Source organism: Mycobacterium sp. 23 (assembly GCF_048287075.1).
GTDB classification, from domain to species: domain Bacteria; phylum Actinomycetota; class Actinomycetes; order Mycobacteriales; family Mycobacteriaceae; genus Mycobacterium; species Mycobacterium gordonae_B.
Genome location: NZ_JBLVUX010000005.1, coordinates 2,542,947 through 2,559,315, shown reverse-complemented (window position 1 = coordinate 2,559,315; position 16,369 = coordinate 2,542,947). Strand labels below are relative to the sequence as shown.

Genomic DNA, 16,369 nt, shown 5'->3' with positions numbered 1-16,369 from the left:
AGTGATGCCGATGAACACCAGCAGAGACCGGATTGCCGCCCGCATGGCTTTCTCTCATTCGGGTAATTGGTCGGATGGGTAATAAGACGTCGCTGCTCGAATGGTAGGGCCGCCACCAGCGCGTAAACGTAAGCGCGCGTGCGCAAGTCGGTCAGTGTTTGGTTACAAGTCGGTCTCCATCCGGCCTTGTCACCCCCTACGGCGACACTGTGCTCATGCTCGACTTGCTCGATCTGGTTGCGCCGCTGCAGTGCGGCGGCTGCGGAGTTCCGGCAACCCGATGGTGTCCGGCGTGCGCCGCCGCACTCGCCGTCGAGCCTGGCGAGCCGCTGGTGATCAGCCCCCGCATCGACCCGGAAGTCCCCGTGTTCGCGCTAGGCCGCTATACCGGAGTCCGCCGCCAGGCTGTCCTGGCGCTCAAGGAGCGCGGCCGCTCAGATCTTGTGACACCCCTGGCACACGCCCTGGCCGTCGGCCTCCACCGACTCTGTTGCTGGGGCATGGTGGAAACCCCGCTGACGATCGTGCCCGCGCCCACCCGGCGCTCCGCGGCCCGCCGGCGCGGCGGTGATCCGGTCGCCCGGATCGCGCACGCCGCCGTGGCCGCCAACCCCGACGTCACAGTCACCGCCGCGTTGCGCATGCGGGCCCTGGCCCGCGACTCGGTGGGCCTGGACAGCTCGGCCCGCGAACGCAATATCGCCGGCCGGGTTCGGCTGCGCGGTCCGCGGCCCGGCACCGAGGTGTTGGTCGTCGACGACGTCGTCACCACCGGGGCCACGGCCCGGGAATCCGTTCGGGTGCTGCGGGCCGCCGGCGTGCGGGTAGCCGCGGTTCTCGCCATCGCCGCCGCGTGAAGAACTCGCAACAGGTCTGCGAATGGGGTGGCACGGTGAGGCGAACAAGGGCTAACGTCGACAACACCAGCAGCACCCGCGGTAGGAGGTGAGAATACGATCTCTTGCTCCGGCGGGCAGCCTGCGGCGGTGGCTCCTTCGTACCGCTCTAACCCCGTCGGCGCGTATCTGAATCAGTGCCGGGCACGCAGGTCGCGTGTGACGTGAAAAGAGAAACGAGTTGTCACGAATGCCAAGGCTTACCGCGGATTCCGAGCAGGTTCTCGATGCAGCCGGAACCGAAGACCAGGCCGAACCGACGGCCAACGCCGAGATCGTGTTCAAAGGGCGCAACGTCGAGATACCCGATCATTTCCGCGTCTACGTTTCACAGAAGCTCGCCCGCTGCGAGCGCTTCGACAAGACCATCTACCTTTTCGACGTCGAGCTTGACCATGAGCGCAACCGCCGCCAACGCAAGGCCTGTCAGCGCATAGAGATCACCGCCCGCGGTCGCGGCCCGGTCGTGCGCGGCGAGGCCTGCGCCGACAGTTTCTACGCGGCGCTGGAATCAGCCGTCGCCAAGCTGGAGAACCGGCTGCGCCGCGGCAAGGACCGCCGCAAGGTGCATTACGGCGACAAGACGCCGGTGTCGCTGGCCGAGGCCACCGCGGTGCTGCCGCCACCGGAGAAGGCGTTCAACGCCGAACCGGCCGATGCGCACGATCACCTGGGCGCCGAGCCGGACCGCAAGGACCACAAAGACCACGAGCCGGGCAAGGTGGTGCGCACCAAGGAGCACCCGGCCAAGCCGATGTCGGTCGACGACGCGCTCTACGAGATGGAGCTCGTCGGGCACGACTTCTTCTTGTTCTTCGACAAGGAGACCGAGCGGCCGTCGGTGGTTTATCGCAGGCACGCCTACGACTACGGCCTGATCAGATTGGCCTGATCACCCCGTCACCTAGGATGGGGGTCGCCTGAAAGACTCCTACCCAACAGGGGAACAAAGCTGTGCTGTCTAGATTGCTGCGCCTTGGTGAAGGTCGCATGGTCAAACGCCTCAAGAAGGTGGCCGACTATGTGAACACGTTGTCGGACGACGTAGAAAAGTTGACCGACGCGGAACTGAGGGCCAAGACCGACGAGTTCAGACGGCGTCTGGCAGACGAGAAAAACCCGGAGGACCTCGAAGACCTGCTCCCCGAGGCGTTCGCGGTGGCCCGCGAGGCCGCCTGGCGGGTGCTCGACCAGCGCCCGTTTGACGTGCAGGTGATGGGTGCGGCGGCCCTGCACCTGGGCAACGTCGCCGAGATGAAGACCGGTGAGGGCAAGACCCTGACCTGTGTGTTGCCGGCCTACCTCAACGCGCTGGCCGGCAAGGGCGTGCACGTCGTCACCGTCAACGACTACCTGGCCAAACGCGACAGCGAGTGGATGGGCCGGGTGCACCGGTTCCTCGGCTTGGACGTCGGCGTCATTCTGGCCCAGATGACGCCGGAGGAACGCCGCGTCGCCTACAACGCCGACATCACTTACGGCACCAACAACGAGTTCGGCTTCGACTACCTGCGCGACAACATGGCGCACTCGCTGGACGACCTGGTGCAGCGCGGGCACAACTTCGCCATCGTCGACGAGGTCGACTCCATCCTGATCGACGAGGCCCGTACCCCGCTGATCATCTCCGGGCCCGCCGACGGCGCGTCCAACTGGTACACCGAGTTCGCCCGGCTGGCGCCGCTGATGCAGAAGGACACCCACTACGAGGTGGACCTGCGCAAGCGCACGGTCGGTGTGCACGAGAAGGGCGTGGAGTTCGTCGAGGACCAGCTCGGCATCGACAACCTCTACGAGGCCGCCAACTCGCCGTTGGTGAGTTACCTGAACAACGCGCTGAAGGCCAAGGAGCTGTTCAACCGCGACAAGGACTACATCGTCCGCAACGGCGAGGTCCTCATCGTCGACGAGTTCACCGGCCGCGTGCTGATCGGCCGCCGCTACAACGAGGGCATGCACCAGGCCATCGAGGCCAAGGAACACGTCGAGATCAAGGCCGAGAACCAGACGCTGGCCACCATCACCCTGCAGAACTACTTCCGCCTCTACGACAAGCTGGCCGGCATGACCGGCACCGCCCAGACCGAGGCGGCCGAGCTGCACGAGATCTACAAGCTGGGTGTGGTGCCGATCCCGACCAACAAGCCGATGGTCCGCACCGACCAGTCCGACCTCATCTACAAGACCGAAGAGGCCAAGTACATCGCCGTGGTCGACGACGTCTCCGAGCGTTACGAGAAGGGCCAGCCGGTCCTGATCGGCACCACCAGCGTCGAGCGCTCGGAGTACCTGTCGCGCCAGTTCACCAAGCGGCGCATCCCGCACAACGTCCTCAACGCCAAGTACCACGAGCAGGAGGCCGGCATCATCGCCGAGGCCGGCCGGCGTGGCGGCATCACCGTGGCCACCAACATGGCCGGCCGCGGTACCGACATCGTGCTGGGCGGCAACGTCGACTTCCTCACCGACAAGCGGCTGCGCGAGCGCGGCCTGGACCCGGTGGAGACGCCCGAGGAATACGAAGAGGCCTGGCACCAGGAGTTGCCCAAGGTCAAGGAGGAAGCGAGCTCGGAGGCCAAGGAGGTCATCGAGGCCGGCGGCCTGTACGTGCTCGGCACCGAGCGCCACGAGTCCCGCCGTATCGACAACCAGCTGCGCGGCCGGTCCGGCCGCCAGGGTGACCCGGGGGAGTCGCGGTTCTACCTGTCGCTGGGCGACGAGCTCATGCGCCGCTTCAACGGCGCGGCGCTGGAAAGCCTGCTGACCCGGCTGAATCTGCCCGACGACGTCCCGATCGAGGCCAAGATGGTCACCCGCGCCATCAAGAGCGCGCAGACCCAGGTCGAGCAGCAGAACTTCGAGATGCGCAAGAACGTCCTGAAGTACGACGAGGTGATGAACCAGCAGCGCAAGGTCATCTACGCCGAGCGCCGCCGCATCCTGGAGGGGGAGAACCTCAAGGAGCAGGCGAAGGAGATGCTGACCGACGTCATCACCGCGTACGTCAACGGCGCCACCAGCGAGGGCTACGCCGAGGACTGGGACCTGGACGCATTGTGGACGGCGCTCAAGACGCTGTACCCGGTAGGCATCAGCCACGAGAGCCTCACTCACCACGACGCGGACTCCGAGCGCGACGACCTGACCCGCGAGGAACTCCTCGACGAGCTGCTCAAGGATGCCGACAAGGCTTATGCCGCAAGGGAAGCCGAGCTCGAGGAGATCGCCGGCGAGGGCGCGATGCGCCAACTGGAGCGCAATGTGCTGCTCAACGTGATCGACCGGAAGTGGCGTGAGCACCTCTACGAGATGGACTACCTCAAGGAGGGCATCGGGCTGCGGGCGATGGCCCAGCGCGACCCGCTGGTGGAGTACCAACGCGAGGGCTACGACATGTTCATGGCCATGCTGGACGGCATGAAGGAGGAGTCGGTCGGCTTCCTGTTCAACGTCAGCGTGGAGGCGGTCCCGGCACCTCAGGTCGACGTCGCGCCGGTCGAACAGCCGGAAGGCCTGGCCGAATTCGCCACCGCCGCCGCTTCCGACGGGGGCGACGACGAGCCGGTGCGGGCGAAGGAGCCGGTAAGTACGTTGCGCGCCAAGGGAATCGACGACAGCAGCGACAGCGGGGCACCCGCCCTCACCTACTCCGGCCCGTCGGAGGACGGTTCGGCGCAACTCCAGCGCAACGGCGGCGGAGCGGCAAAGACCTCCGCCGGCGCCGCCGCGGGCGGCAGCCGTCGCGAACGCCGGGCCGCGGCGCGGAGCCAGGGCCGCGGCGCCAAGCCGCCGAAATCGGTCAAGAAGCGCTAGCTAGATCATCGCCCGACGCCGAGGGTGCGGCTGGCCGCACGCTCGACGCCGAACGTGCGGCCAGCTTCACACTCGGGCCAAAGGATCACGCCCCTAGCGCGAACGCTTCGACCGGCACAGCGTGCCCCCGCAGATTCAGGGGGCGACGCGGGGCGGACCCCACGCACTCATCGGCCACTCCGGCGGCGACGAGCAACTCTCCGCCGGCGGCATGTTGCTGCATCCGCGCCGCGACGTTGACCGGATCGCCCAGGGCGGTGAAGTCGACGACCGCGTCGCCGACGTTGCCCACGTACGCGATGCCGGCGTTGACCGCCACACCCAACTCCAGCCACGGGCCCTCGGCGCTGCCGTAACCGACCGCCTGCAGCAGGTCCAATCCGGCCGCGACGGCATGGCCTCGGTACCGCGGACCGCTGATGCCGCGAACGAAGAACGCCATCACCTCGTCGCCGATCAGTTTGTCGATCACCGCGTCGTGCCGCAGCAGCGTCTGCGTCGCGGCCCCGTAGAACCGGTTCAACAGGGCCGCGAAGTCCTTGGCCGCGCCGCGCTGACCGAGCGCCGTGGACCCACGGATGTCGGCGAACAGCACCGCGACGTCCACCTCGGCACCGCCCGCCGGCAGCGCGTCGCAGCAACGGCTGCACAGGTTCGGGTTCTTGCGCGACGGGCTGAACCCGGCGACGGCGAGAACCCGGCCGGCGGGGCCGCCGAACGGGTTATTGCACAGCTTGCATCGCGGCGCCGACGGCAGGTAGCGGAACACCCGCCGCGCTTTGACCAGTGACGCATGACCGTCGGTGAGGACGCTGTCCCAGGGATTGTGCTCGATCACCGTGACCATGGGCCCAGGCTAGAGCCGTGCAACGGGGCGTTACATGGGGCAGTTGCCCCAGTAAGTGCAGAAGCCCCATAGAGTGCAGAATGAGGGCGTGCGCAAAGCCGAGTTGCTGGCGGCTATCTCGCTGGCTATCGACCTCGGTCTGGGTCAACCGATGGAACACATGCTTCGGTCCACCCTGATCGCGACCCGCGTCGCCGACCGGATGGGTCTGGACGCGGGCCAGCGCGCGACGGTGTACTACGCCAATCTGGTGGGCTGGATCGGATGTCACGCCGATTCCCATGAACTTTCGGCGCTGTTCGGTGACGACATCGCGTTCCGGGCCGACACCTACGGGGTGGATATGGCCGGCCTGCCGTTTCTGCGTCTGATGGTCAGCCACGTCGGGCGCGGACTGCCCGCGTGGGAACGCGGACTGCGCTCGGCGGCCTTCCTGCTCACCGCCCGCAACCAGGTGGCCAGCCTGATCAGTTCGCACTGCAGTTCGGCGGGCGTGCTCTCCGACCGGATCGGCCTGGACAGCGAGGTCGGAGCGGCACTGGCCTACATCTTCGAGCGATGGGACGGCCGGGGAATGCCGACGGGCGCTCGCGGAGAAGACATTCCACTAGAGATCCACATCGTCCACCTGGCCGATGTCATCGAGGTCCACCTGCGCACAGGCGGCCTGGATCACGCGGTCGAGACCGCCCGGTCCCGACGTGGCACGCAGTTCAGCCCGGCGGTGGCCGATGTGTTCACCCGCGATGCGGCCGCGATCGTCGACGGCCTACTCGAAATAGACGTGTGGACCGCGGCGCTGGCGCAGGCGCCCGATCGCGACCGCATCATCGGCGCCGACGAGATCAACGAATTACTCAGGGCGATGGCGGATTTCGTCGATCTGAAATGTCCATGTTCGCCAGGCTACTCGCGCGGTGTCGCCGATCTGGCGGCTGCGGCGGCCCGGCACTGCCGCATGCCGCCGGCCGATATCACCCGTCTGTACCGCGCGGGCCTGGTCCAGGGTCTGGGCAGATTGGGTGTGTCCAACCAGATCTGGGAGAAGAAGGGTCCGCTGAGTACGGCCGAATGGGAGCGGGTACGGATGTACCCCTACCTGACCGGCCGGATTTTGAGCCGGATCGACGGCCTGGAGTCGGTGGTGTCGGTGGCCACCAAGCATGAGGAGCGTATCGACGGATCCGGCTTTCCCCGTGGCCTTTCCGGCAACGAATTGACCGCTCAGGACCGGCTTCTCGCCGCCGTGGTGGCCTACCGGCAACTGCTGGAGCCACGCCCGCAACGGGCCGCCCTCGATCCGGACGCCGCTGCGGCCGAACTGCGCCGGGAGGCGCGCGGCGGACGCTTGGACGCCGACTCGGTGGAAGCCGTGCTCGCCGCGGCCGGGCATCGGGCCACCCGGCGCACCTCATGGTCTTCCGGGCTCACCGCCCGGGAGGTGGAAGTCCTGCGACTCGTCGCGCAGGGCCGGTCGAACCGTGAAATCGCCATCCAGTTGTTCATCGCCGAGAAGACCGCGCGCAATCACGTCGAGCGGATCTATGCGAAGTTGGGCGTCAACAACCGCACGCAGGCAAGCCTTGCGGCGATCGACCGCGGGATGATTTGAGGCAAGCGCCCCATGTAACCGGTCCCGCCGCCGGCCGATGATCCTCGGCATGACCGCACTAGTAGATGCCATCGATGTGAGCCGACGGGTCGGCACACGACAAATCCTGCAGAAACTGTCGCTCCGCATAGAACCGGGGGAGCTGGTCGCCATCGCCGGTGGCAGCGGAGCAGGCAAGACCACTCTGCTGAAAATCCTTGCGGGACTGCAGCCGCCGACCGGCGGGGCGGTCTCGCACACGGTCGCCGGAGAAGGCGCCGGGCGAAAAGCAGGGGTCGGCTACGTGCCCCAGGACGACATCATCCACCTCGAAATGCCGCTCCGCCGCACGCTGCGCTACGCGGCGCGGCTCCGACTGCCGGCGGGCACCACCGCCGGCGAGGCGGACCGTGCGGTCGAGCAGGTCATGAAGGATCTCGATCTGACCGACCGGGCCGAGGTGCCGGTGCGTTCGCTGTCCGGCGGCCAGCGCAAGCGCGCCAGCATCGCCGTCGAACTGCTGACCCGCCCGCGCCTGTTCTTCCTCGACGAACCGACCTCCGGGCTCGACCCCTCGACGGCGGCGGACGTGATGCGGCTGTTGCGCGGGCTGAGCCGGCGCGGGGTGACGGTCGTGCTCACCACGCATGAGCCGGCCGGCATCGATCAGTGTGACCGGGTGATCTTTCTGGCCCGCGACGGCCATCTCGCATTCAACGGCAGCCCGGCGAACGCACGCCGGCATTTCGGGGTGGACACCCTGGCCGACGTATATGACCGACTGGTCGGTGACTACATCCCGATGGTCGAGCCGATCGCAGACCGGACGGGAGCGACGCTGCCCGCCGGTCCGGAAATCAAGCGCCCGAACGCGTTTCGGCAGTGGTGGTTGCTGACGCGCCGCAACGCCGACGTGCTGGCCCGCAACCGGCTGACCCTGGCGGTGCTGCTCGGTTCACCGGTACTGGTCACGGCGATGATGGCGACGCTGTTCCGCCGCGGGGCGTTCGACACCGGTGGCGCCGGCGATGTCGGCCCGGCCCAGATCGTCTTCTGGATCGCGTTCGACGGCTTCTTCTTCGGCCTCACCTACGGTCTGTTGCAAATCGTCGGGGAGATCGCCGTGTTCCGGCGGGAACGCCTTGCCGGGCTCAGCGTGGCGGCCTACGTGGCGTCCAAGGTCACCGCCCTGCTGCCGGTGCTGGCCGCGGTGAGCGCAGTGCTGCTGCTCGTGCTGCGGAGTCTGGGCCGATTGCCGGCGGCCGGATGGCATGTCTACGCCCTGCTGTTCGCGACGATGGTGATCGAGGCGACCTCCGCGCTGGCCCTCGGCCTGCTCGCCTCCGCCGCGGTGCACAACGCCGCCCAGGCCGCGCTCGCGCTGCCGATGCTGTGCTTCCCGCAGGTGTTGTTCGGCGGCGCCATCGTCCCCGTCGACAAGATGGCCCTGCCGGGGCGGTTGTTGAGCCTCGGGCTGTCCAACCGCCATGCGTTCGAAGCGCTGGGGCGGGATCTGAACCTGGACCGGTTCACCACCACGATGCCGGCCATGTCCGGCTACCGGGAGACGTTCAGCGGCGGCACCGGTGTAAGTCTGCTGGCGCTGGGCTGCTTCGCGGTCGCGCTCACGCTGGCCACGGTGTGGGTACTGGACCGCAGGTCCGGCGTCAGGTCGGCCGACTGAGCCGCACCCGACCCACTTCGTCCAGCGCGTCGGCGCCGCGGGGCTGTTCGAACAGCACCTCGGCGCCGCGGCCGTCCACCAGTAGGGTGGCGATGGTGTTGCCGAACAGGGGACCGCAGGTGTTCACCCAGGACAGCGGTGGCGCCGGAACGTGGCGCAGGCGTGCCCACCAGCGCGCCAGCTTGGCAGCGGGACGCGTCCAAGCCAGGGTGAACACCGGCTTGACGAACAGCGGCACGTAGTTGTTCACCGGTGAGCACACCAGTTGATGCACCGCGGCCGGCTCACCCGACTCACCGGCCCACTGGGCGCGCGCGGCGTAGCTGTGGTGCACGTCGCCGGACAGCACGTTGACGGTGGCCGGTCCGGGGGAATGACCGGCCACCGATCGAATCAGCTCGGCCAGCCGTTCGAACGATTTGTGGAACGCCGGCCAGTGTTCGAAATCCACTGCCTGGCGTGTCTTTTCGGCAAGCCTGCCGGGCAGCCCGGGCCGGTCGGCGTTGCGTTCGTTGACCGCTTCCAAGTCTCCGAGGGCGGGCGGCATCAGCCACGGAACCGACGTGGCCAGCATCAGGTGGTCCAATTCGTCGAGGCCGTCGCAGACCTGTGACTGCACCCAGTCGAACTCGTGCTCCCCGATCATCATGCGTTGGCCCGAGTCCAGGATCCGGCCATTGCGTGAGTCGATCATGATGAGCCGGCTACGGCCGAAATCCCATCGGTAGCTGAACCTGACGCCCTTGTTGCCGTCCACCTCTGCGTCGGCGCAGTCGGCCAGCTCGACCAGGTGTGGCCAGCAGTCACCGTCGGTCGCCAGCAGGCGCCGGTAGTCCTCGTCCGCGGCCAGCTCAGCCGGGCTCAGGTTGCCCAGGTGCTGATACACCCAATAGGAGGCCAGCCCGGCTCTGATCCGGTCGCGCCACCACGGTTTCTCCTGCATATCGGCCCGCCAGGAAGCCGACGTGTTCCAGTCGTCCCTGATGTCGTGGTCGTCGAAGATCATCGCGGTGGGAACCGTGGACATCAGCCACCTGATCTCGGGGTCGCTCCACGAATGACGGTACAGCCGTTCATATTCGGTGAAACTCACCACCTCGTCCGGGGGACGCTTGGCCCGCTTGGCCCGGCCGCGGCGGCCGGCCAGCCGTCGCCGCGCCTCTGGTGTCAGCTCATCGGCGTACAACTGGTCGCCGAGCAGGATGAGCGCCTCGGGCCAGTCTTCGGTGGGCTGGGTGGCCATCCGGGCGGCGTACACGTCCAGCGCGTCGAACCCGAGTTTCGACTCGATGCTCGAGTCGTCGGTCTTGGGGTACCGGCACGATCCGAAGATCGCCCGCAGCCGATGGGTGGATTCCGGCCCCGGGTCCGGATGACGCTCGGCGGGAACGTTGAATCCGGCAGCGGCCACACCACTTCGCCGTCGCACCTGACGTCGTATTCGGTGACCGTGTCCGGAGTCAGCCCGGTCACCGTCACCAGCGCGTAGTGGTGATCCTGCACGGCGAACGTCCGGGCCGATCCGCCGAGCACCTGCACCGTTGCCGCACTGTCGGTTTGGACCCACACCAGCGCGGTCGTATCGGACACGTGCCGCAACGCCGGGCCGAGCAAGAGTGCCATTCAACCACCCTACGGGCGGGCGGCGGTCCAAGTTGAGGCATCCGCCCCATGCCCACACGCATGGTCTCGCCGAACAATCAGCCCATGAAACGCTATCTGACAATCTGTTACGGCACCCTGAGCTACCTGGTGTTCCTGGTCGCCTTCCTGTACGCCGTCGGCTTCGTCGGCGCAATCCTGGTGCCGCGCAACGTAAACACCGGAATCAGCGCACCCTTGTGGCAGGCGCTGCTGATCAATCCGGCGCTGCTCGTCCTGTTCGGCGTGCAGCACAGTGTGATGGCCCGTCCGGCATTCAAACGCTGGTGGACTCGATGGGTGCCGACGACGATCGAGCGCAGCACCTATGTGTTGCTGGCCAGTTCGGTGCTGCTGGTGCTGTACTGGCAGTGGCGCAGCATGCCGGTGCATGTCTGGGAGGTGCGGCAACCGGCCGGGCGCTGGGCGATTTGGGTGTTGTTCTGGGTCGGATGGGCGACGGTGTTGGCCTCGACCTTCATGATCAACCATTTCGACCTGTTCGGGTTGCGGCAGGTCTATCTCGCCTGGCGGGGGAATCGCTACAGCGACTTGGGTTTTCGCACTCATCTGCTCTACCGGTTGGTGCGTCACCCGATCATGCTCGGCTTTCTGGTGGCGTTCTGGGCGGCGCCGACGATGACCGCGGGGCACCTGCTGTTCTCGATCGGCATGACGGCCTACATCCTGATCGCCCTGCGGTTCGAAGAGCGCGACCTGACAGCGCAGATGGGCGAGCAGTACCGCGAATACCGTCGCCGGGTTCCGATGCTGATTCCGGTTCCGTCCGGCCGGGGATTCGTCAAGGATGGACACCATGGACGTCAAGGAAGTGCTGCTACCAGGCGTCGGTCTGCGGTATGAGTTCACCAGCCATCGGGGTGAGCGGATCGGCATCGTAGCCCGGCGCAACGGTGACTTCGACGTAGTGGTGTACGGCCCGGAGGACCCGGACCAGGCCCGCCCGGTTTTCCACCTGGCCGAGGACGAAGCTGAAGCCGTCGCCCAGATTCTGGGTGCGCCAAGGATCGCCGAGCGGTTCGCCGAACTGACCCGCGAAGTACCTGGGCTGGAAGCGGGCCAGGTGCACGTCACGGTGAACAGTCCCTTCGTCGACCGCCCCCTCGGCGACACCCGTGCCCGAACCCGCAGCGGCGCGTCTATCGTCGCCATCGTGCGCGACGACGAGGTGTTGGCGTCGCCGGGTCCGACGCAAATACTGCGGGCACGGGACGTGCTGATCGCGATCGGCACCCAGCAGGGCATCGCCGCGGTCGAGCAGATCATCGATAAGGGCTGACCCGGTGGAAGTTTCGAGCGCGCTGTTGTTTGAACTCGGCGCACTCCTGACCATGCTCGCGCTGCTGGGTACCGTCGCGCGGCGGTTCGCGCTGTCTCCGATACCGGTTTATCTGGTCGCGGGACTGTCCCTCGGCACGGGCGGAATACTGCCGGTGCCCGCTGCCGACGATTTCGTGATCACGGCGGCCCCCATCGGGGTCGTGTTGTTACTACTGACGTTGGGGCTGGAGTTTTCCGCGACGGAATTCGCGTCCAGCATGCGCCACCATCTGCCGTCGGCCGGTATCGACATCGTCCTGAACGCGACCCCGGGCGCGGTGGCCGGTTGGTTGTTGGGGATGAACGGGGTCGCGATGCTGGCCCTGGCGGGTGTCACCTACATCTCGTCGTCGGGCATTATCGCGCGGTTGCTGGAGGATCTGGGACGGCTGGGCAACCGGGAAACGCCGGCGGTTCTGGCCGTACTGGTGCTCGAGGACTTCGCGATGGCGGGCTACCTCCCGCTGGTTGCGGTGCTGGCAGCGCGGGGAAGTTGGGTCGACGCCGTCGGTGGCATGCTGGCGGCAATCGGGGCGTTGCTAGCGGCGTTCGCGGCTTCCTACCGCTGGGGCCATCACGTCGGCCGTCTGGTGACACATCCTGATTCCGAGCAGATGTTGCTGCGAGTCCTCGGGATCACCCTGATGGTCGCCGCTTTGGCCGAAGCGCTGCGCGCCTCGGCCGCGGTGGGTGCCTTCCTGGTCGGCCTCACGCTGACCGGTGAAACCGCCGATCGGGCCCGCAGAGTCCTTGGGCCACTCCGGGACCTGTTCGGGGCAATCTTTTTTCTCGCTATCGGGCTGACTGTCGACCCGAAAGAGCTCCTTCCCATGCTGCCGGTCGGCATCGCTCTGGCGGTGATCACCACGGTGACCAAGGTCCTCACCGGAATGTTCGCGGCGCGCCGTGACGGAGTGGCCCGACGGGGACAGCTGCGAGCCGGAGGCGCGCTGGTAGCCCGCGGGGAATTTTCCTTGATCATCATCGGCCTGGTCGGCACAACGATCCCGGCGGTGGCGGCGCTCGCCACGTCCTACGTTTTCATCATGGCGATTGTCGGGCCGGTGCTGTCCCGCTACACCGGTGTCCGGCTGCCGGCGAACGCACGCTAGCGATCAGCCGATGTGCAGGGCTACCACCTGCCATCGGCCGGGAGGTAGCTGCTCCACGCGGCAGGCGATCGCGTGGACCCGCTCGCCGCGACTGTACGAGCCGAATACCTCGGCCGCGTCGTCACCGAAAGCAGGCTGGACCCGCATCCGGCGCAACACCGCGGCGCCGGGTGTCCCGGCCGTGGCCCGGCCGACCGCCAGTACCGCCTCGACCAGTGACGGCGCCAGCACCGTGCCGAGTTGGGCGGCCGGGCGGCGCCGGTCGATGACCTCCAGCACGCGGCGCAGCGCGGCGTCGGCGAAGGCGGCCGCCTGGCGCATCCGCGGCGACAGCGGCGTCTTCGGTGCCGGGCGAGGACGCGGGCGCGGGACCGATGCCGGTGATGAGGCCCGGCAGCGCGGTGCGTCAGGGCCGGGCGGGTGCGCCGGCGGCTCGTAGTCGATCACCGGCGTTACGGCGGTGTCGGAAACGGGCACCCGTGGAGAGTGGCAGACGATCGCCGGTCTGCGGTATTCACCCGCCGGCATTGATCCACAAGCGCTGTGGGCGCCAGCCCCGACCTTCGCGGGCCCGCGAATGCGGTTACCGTGGGGCGACTGCATGATCCCGAAAACGAAAGGCGACGACTTGAGGAGGACCGAGCCGCGATGGTGACTCGCTTGTCCACTGCGGACGCGTCCTTCTACCGGCTGGAAAACACGGCGACCCCGATGTACGTCGGTTCGCTGTCGATCCTGCGGCGCCCGCGATCCGGATTGAGCTACGAGACGCTGCTGGCCACCGTCGAACAGCGGTTACCGCAGATCCCGCGGTACCGCCAGAAGGTGCGCGAGGTCAAGTTCGGCATGGCGCGGCCGGTGTGGATCGACGACCGCGACTTCGACATCACCTATCACGTGCGCCGGTCGGCGCTGCCGTCCCCGGGCAGCGACGAGCAACTGCACGAGCTGATCGCGCGGCTGGCTGCGCGGCCGTTGGACAAGTCGCGGCCGTTGTGGGAGATGTACCTCGTCGAAGGCCTGGCCAAGAACCGCATCGCGCTGTACACCAAATCGCATCAGGCACTGATCAACGGGATGGGCGCGCTCGAGATCAACCATGTGATCGCCGACCGGACGCGGCGCTCGCCGGCGTTTCCCGAGGACATCTGGGTGCCCGAGCGCGACCCCGGCAGCACCCGGTTGATGATCGGCGCGATCGGCGACTGGATCGCGGGCCCGGGCACGCAGATGCGCGCCGTGGGGTCCTCGCTGGCGGGGCTGGTGACCAGCTCGACCCAGCTCATGGAGGCCGGACGCCGGGTGTTCGACATCGCGCGCACGGTCGCGCGCGGTACCGCGCCCAGCAGCCCGCTCAACGCTCCCGTGTCGCGCAATCGGCGCTTCACGGTCGCGCGCGGCAAGCTCGACGATTACCGCGCGGTGCGGGCGCGCTACGACTGCGACATCAACGACGTGGTGCTCGCCGTGGTGACCGGGGCGCTGGGCAACTGGCTGATGTCGCGCGGGGAGGCGGTTTCGTCGACGGCGACGGTGCGCGCGCTCGCGCCGCTGTCGGTGTACGCCGACGAACAACTCGACTCGACCGGTCCGGGCCAGGCGATGAGCGAAGTGACGCCGTTCCTCGTCGACCTGCCGGTGGGGGAGGGCAACGCGGTGGTGCGGCTGTCCCAGATCGCCCATGCCACCGAGTCCAATCCAGCAGCATCCAGCCGGGTGGACGCCAGGACCATCGTCACGTTGTCCGGGTTCGCCCCGCCGACTTTGCACGCGATGGGAATCCGGGTGGCGACCAGCTTTGCGGCCCGCTCCTACAACCTGCTCATCACCAACGCGCCGGGCGCGCAGTCGCAGATGTACATCGCCGGCACCAAGTTGCTGGAAACCTATGCGGTGCCGCCGTTGCTGCACAATCAGGCGCTGGCGATCAGTGTCACCTCCTACAACGGGATGCTGTATTTCGGGATCAATGCCGACCGCGACGCCATGAGCGACGTCGACCTGCTGCCGGGTCTGCTGAACCAGGCACTGGACGAGCTGCTGGAAGCTTCCCGGTAGTTCGGCGCGGGTACCGATAACATCCATTGATGTGAGCACCCCGAAGAAGAAGAAATCCGCGGCCGCGCCGAAGATCTCCAATGATCTTTATGAGGCCGAATTGTTCAGGCTGCAAACGGAATTCGTGAAACTTCAGGAGTGGGTGCGGCACTCCCAGTCCCGCGTCGTGGTCATCTTCGAGGGACGCGACGGGGCCGGCAAGGGCGGCGCCATCAAGCGGATCACCGAATACCTCAACCCGCGGCTCGCCACCATTGCGGCGCTGCCCGCGCCGACCGACCGGGAACGCGGTCAGTGGTACTACCAGCGCTACATCGCCCATCTGCCGGCCAGGGGGGAAATCGTCCTGTTCGACCGCTCGTGGTACAACCGCGCCGGTGTGGAAAAGGTCATGGGATTCTGCACACCGCAGGAGTATGTGCTGTTTCTGCGGCAGACGCCGATTTTCGAGCAGATGCTGATCGACGACGGGATCCTGCTGCGCAAGTACTGGTTCTCGGTATCCGAGACCGAACAGCTGCGGCGTTTCAAAGCCCGCCGCAACGACCCCGTCCGGCAATGGAAACTGAGCCCGATGGACATGGAATCCATCTATCGCTGGGAGGATTACTCGCGCGCCAAAGACGAGATGATGGTGCACACCGATACCCCGGTCAGCCCCTGGTACGTCGTGGAATCGGACATCAAGAAGCACGCGCGACTCAACATGATGCACCATCTGCTGTCCACGATCGAATACGAAGAAGTGAAGAGGCCCAAGGTCACCATTCCCGAAAGGCCGGTCGTGAGTGGCGATTACAAGCGGCCGCCACGTGAGTTGTCGACCTACGTCGACGACTACGCAGCCACGTTGATCAAGCCGGCATGACCCAGGTCTACATCCCGGCCACCCTGGCGATGCTGCAACAACTCGTCGCCGACGGGTCGCTGCACCCGGTCAGCGGCACGGCCTTCGCGGTGACGCCGACGTTGCGGGAGTCCTATGCCGAGGGCGACGACGACGAACTCGCCGAGGTGGCACTGCGGGAGGCCGCGCTGGCGTCCTTGCGGTTGCTTGCGGTGGAGCACGGAGACGGGCTGCCGCCGCGGCGGGCGGTGCTGGCCGCCGACGTCGATGACATCGTTTTCCGCCCCGATCTCGATGACGCGGTGGTCCGGCTGTCCGGCCCGGTGCCGATTGACCGGGTGATCGCCGCTTATGTGGACAACGCCGGCGCCGAGCAGGCGGTGCTGGCGGCCATCGAGGTGATCGATGAGGCGGACCTGGGCGACGAGGATGCCGACCTGGTGGTCGGCGATGCTCAGGATCACGACCTGGCCTGGTACGCCACACAGGAACTTCCATTCCTGCTCGAGCTGCTCTGAACTAGCCCCCAAACTAGCTAC

Annotated in this window: 13 protein-coding genes and 1 pseudogene; 11 read left to right on the top strand and 3 right to left on the bottom strand. The window is 67.1% G+C overall.

What is annotated here, in order from left to right:
* Window positions 1-224: 224 nt before the first annotated feature.
* The 3 genes from ACNQS7_RS13130 to secA all read left to right on the top strand — a co-directional run bounded on the left by ACNQS7_RS13130 (window position 225) and on the right by secA (window position 4,709).
* Window positions 225-857 carry a ComF family protein gene (locus ACNQS7_RS13130; RefSeq protein WP_418015979.1) on the top strand — a complete coding sequence of 211 codons (633 nt, stop codon included), beginning with the start codon at window positions 225-227 and terminating at the stop codon, window positions 855-857.
* A gap of 229 nt (window positions 858-1,086) precedes the next feature.
* Window positions 1,087-1,788: a ribosome hibernation-promoting factor, HPF/YfiA family gene (gene hpf, locus ACNQS7_RS13125; RefSeq protein ID WP_055577305.1), complete on the top strand. Its 702-nt coding sequence runs from the start codon at window positions 1,087-1,089 to the stop codon at window positions 1,786-1,788.
* A gap of 62 nt (window positions 1,789-1,850) precedes the next feature.
* Window positions 1,851-4,709, top strand: coding sequence for a preprotein translocase subunit SecA (gene secA / locus ACNQS7_RS13120; protein WP_418012877.1), 2,859 nt, complete (start codon window positions 1,851-1,853; stop codon window positions 4,707-4,709).
* Window positions 4,710-4,794: 85 nt separating this feature from the next.
* Here the strand turns inward: secA and ACNQS7_RS13115 are convergent, their stop codons facing one another.
* A complete protein-coding gene (locus tag ACNQS7_RS13115; protein ID WP_418012876.1) occupies window positions 4,795-5,556 on the bottom strand; it encodes an adenylate/guanylate cyclase domain-containing protein in 762 nt (253 codons plus the stop codon).
* Window positions 5,557-5,707: 151 nt separating this feature from the next.
* On the opposite strand from ACNQS7_RS13115, the gene ACNQS7_RS13110 reads away from it, so the two are divergent.
* The gene (locus tag ACNQS7_RS13110) at window positions 5,708-7,168 is read left to right on the top strand and encodes an HD domain-containing phosphohydrolase (RefSeq protein ID WP_418015978.1); all 1,461 of its coding nucleotides are present in this window, start codon (window positions 5,708-5,710) and stop codon (window positions 7,166-7,168) included.
* Between the two features lie 49 nt (window positions 7,169-7,217).
* Window positions 7,218-8,831 carry an ATP-binding cassette domain-containing protein gene (locus tag ACNQS7_RS13105; protein ID WP_418012875.1) on the top strand — a complete coding sequence of 538 codons (1,614 nt, stop codon included), beginning with the start codon at window positions 7,218-7,220 and terminating at the stop codon, window positions 8,829-8,831.
* Here ACNQS7_RS13105 and ACNQS7_RS13100 read toward each other — a convergent pair.
* Window positions 8,815-10,454, bottom strand: a pseudogene (locus tag ACNQS7_RS13100) (alkaline phosphatase D family protein). The gene ACNQS7_RS13105 and the pseudogene ACNQS7_RS13100 sit on opposite strands and share 17 nt — an antisense overlap.
* Before the next feature lie 84 nt (window positions 10,455-10,538).
* Between ACNQS7_RS13100 and mddA the strand changes: the two are divergent.
* Genes mddA through ACNQS7_RS13085 form a run of 3 tightly spaced genes read left to right on the top strand, consistent with a single transcriptional unit; the run spans window position 10,539 to window position 12,925 of the window.
* Window positions 10,539-11,336: a methanethiol S-methyltransferase gene (gene mddA, locus ACNQS7_RS13095; RefSeq protein WP_418012874.1), complete on the top strand. Its 798-nt coding sequence runs from the start codon at window positions 10,539-10,541 to the stop codon at window positions 11,334-11,336.
* Window positions 11,290-11,772, top strand: a complete 483-nt coding sequence (locus ACNQS7_RS13090; RefSeq protein ID WP_418012873.1) for a cation:proton antiporter regulatory subunit — start codon at window positions 11,290-11,292, stop codon at window positions 11,770-11,772. The genes mddA and ACNQS7_RS13090 overlap by 47 nt, the downstream gene beginning before the upstream one ends.
* A gap of 4 nt (window positions 11,773-11,776) precedes the next feature.
* Window positions 11,777-12,925, top strand: a complete 1,149-nt coding sequence (locus tag ACNQS7_RS13085) for a cation:proton antiporter (RefSeq protein ID WP_418012872.1) — start codon at window positions 11,777-11,779, stop codon at window positions 12,923-12,925.
* Window positions 12,926-12,928: 3 nt separating this feature from the next.
* Here the strand turns inward: ACNQS7_RS13085 and ACNQS7_RS13080 are convergent, their stop codons facing one another.
* Entirely contained in the window at window positions 12,929-13,453 is a 525-nt protein-coding gene (locus ACNQS7_RS13080; RefSeq protein WP_418012871.1) for an Rv3235 family protein, read from the bottom strand.
* Window positions 13,454-13,573: 120 nt separating this feature from the next.
* On the opposite strand from ACNQS7_RS13080, the gene ACNQS7_RS13075 reads away from it, so the two are divergent.
* The 3 genes from ACNQS7_RS13075 to ACNQS7_RS13065 are packed head-to-tail and all read left to right on the top strand — an operon-like array spanning window position 13,574 to window position 16,348.
* The gene (locus tag ACNQS7_RS13075) at window positions 13,574-14,983 is read left to right on the top strand and encodes a WS/DGAT/MGAT family O-acyltransferase (RefSeq protein WP_418012870.1); all 1,410 of its coding nucleotides are present in this window, start codon (window positions 13,574-13,576) and stop codon (window positions 14,981-14,983) included.
* Window positions 14,984-15,014: 31 nt separating this feature from the next.
* The gene (gene ppk2, locus ACNQS7_RS13070) at window positions 15,015-15,851 is read left to right on the top strand and encodes a polyphosphate kinase 2 (RefSeq protein ID WP_418012869.1); all 837 of its coding nucleotides are present in this window, start codon (window positions 15,015-15,017) and stop codon (window positions 15,849-15,851) included.
* The gene (locus ACNQS7_RS13065; RefSeq protein WP_418012868.1) at window positions 15,848-16,348 is read left to right on the top strand and encodes a DUF6912 family protein; all 501 of its coding nucleotides are present in this window, start codon (window positions 15,848-15,850) and stop codon (window positions 16,346-16,348) included. The genes ppk2 and ACNQS7_RS13065 overlap by 4 nt, the downstream gene beginning before the upstream one ends.
* Window positions 16,349-16,369 lie beyond the last annotated feature (21 nt).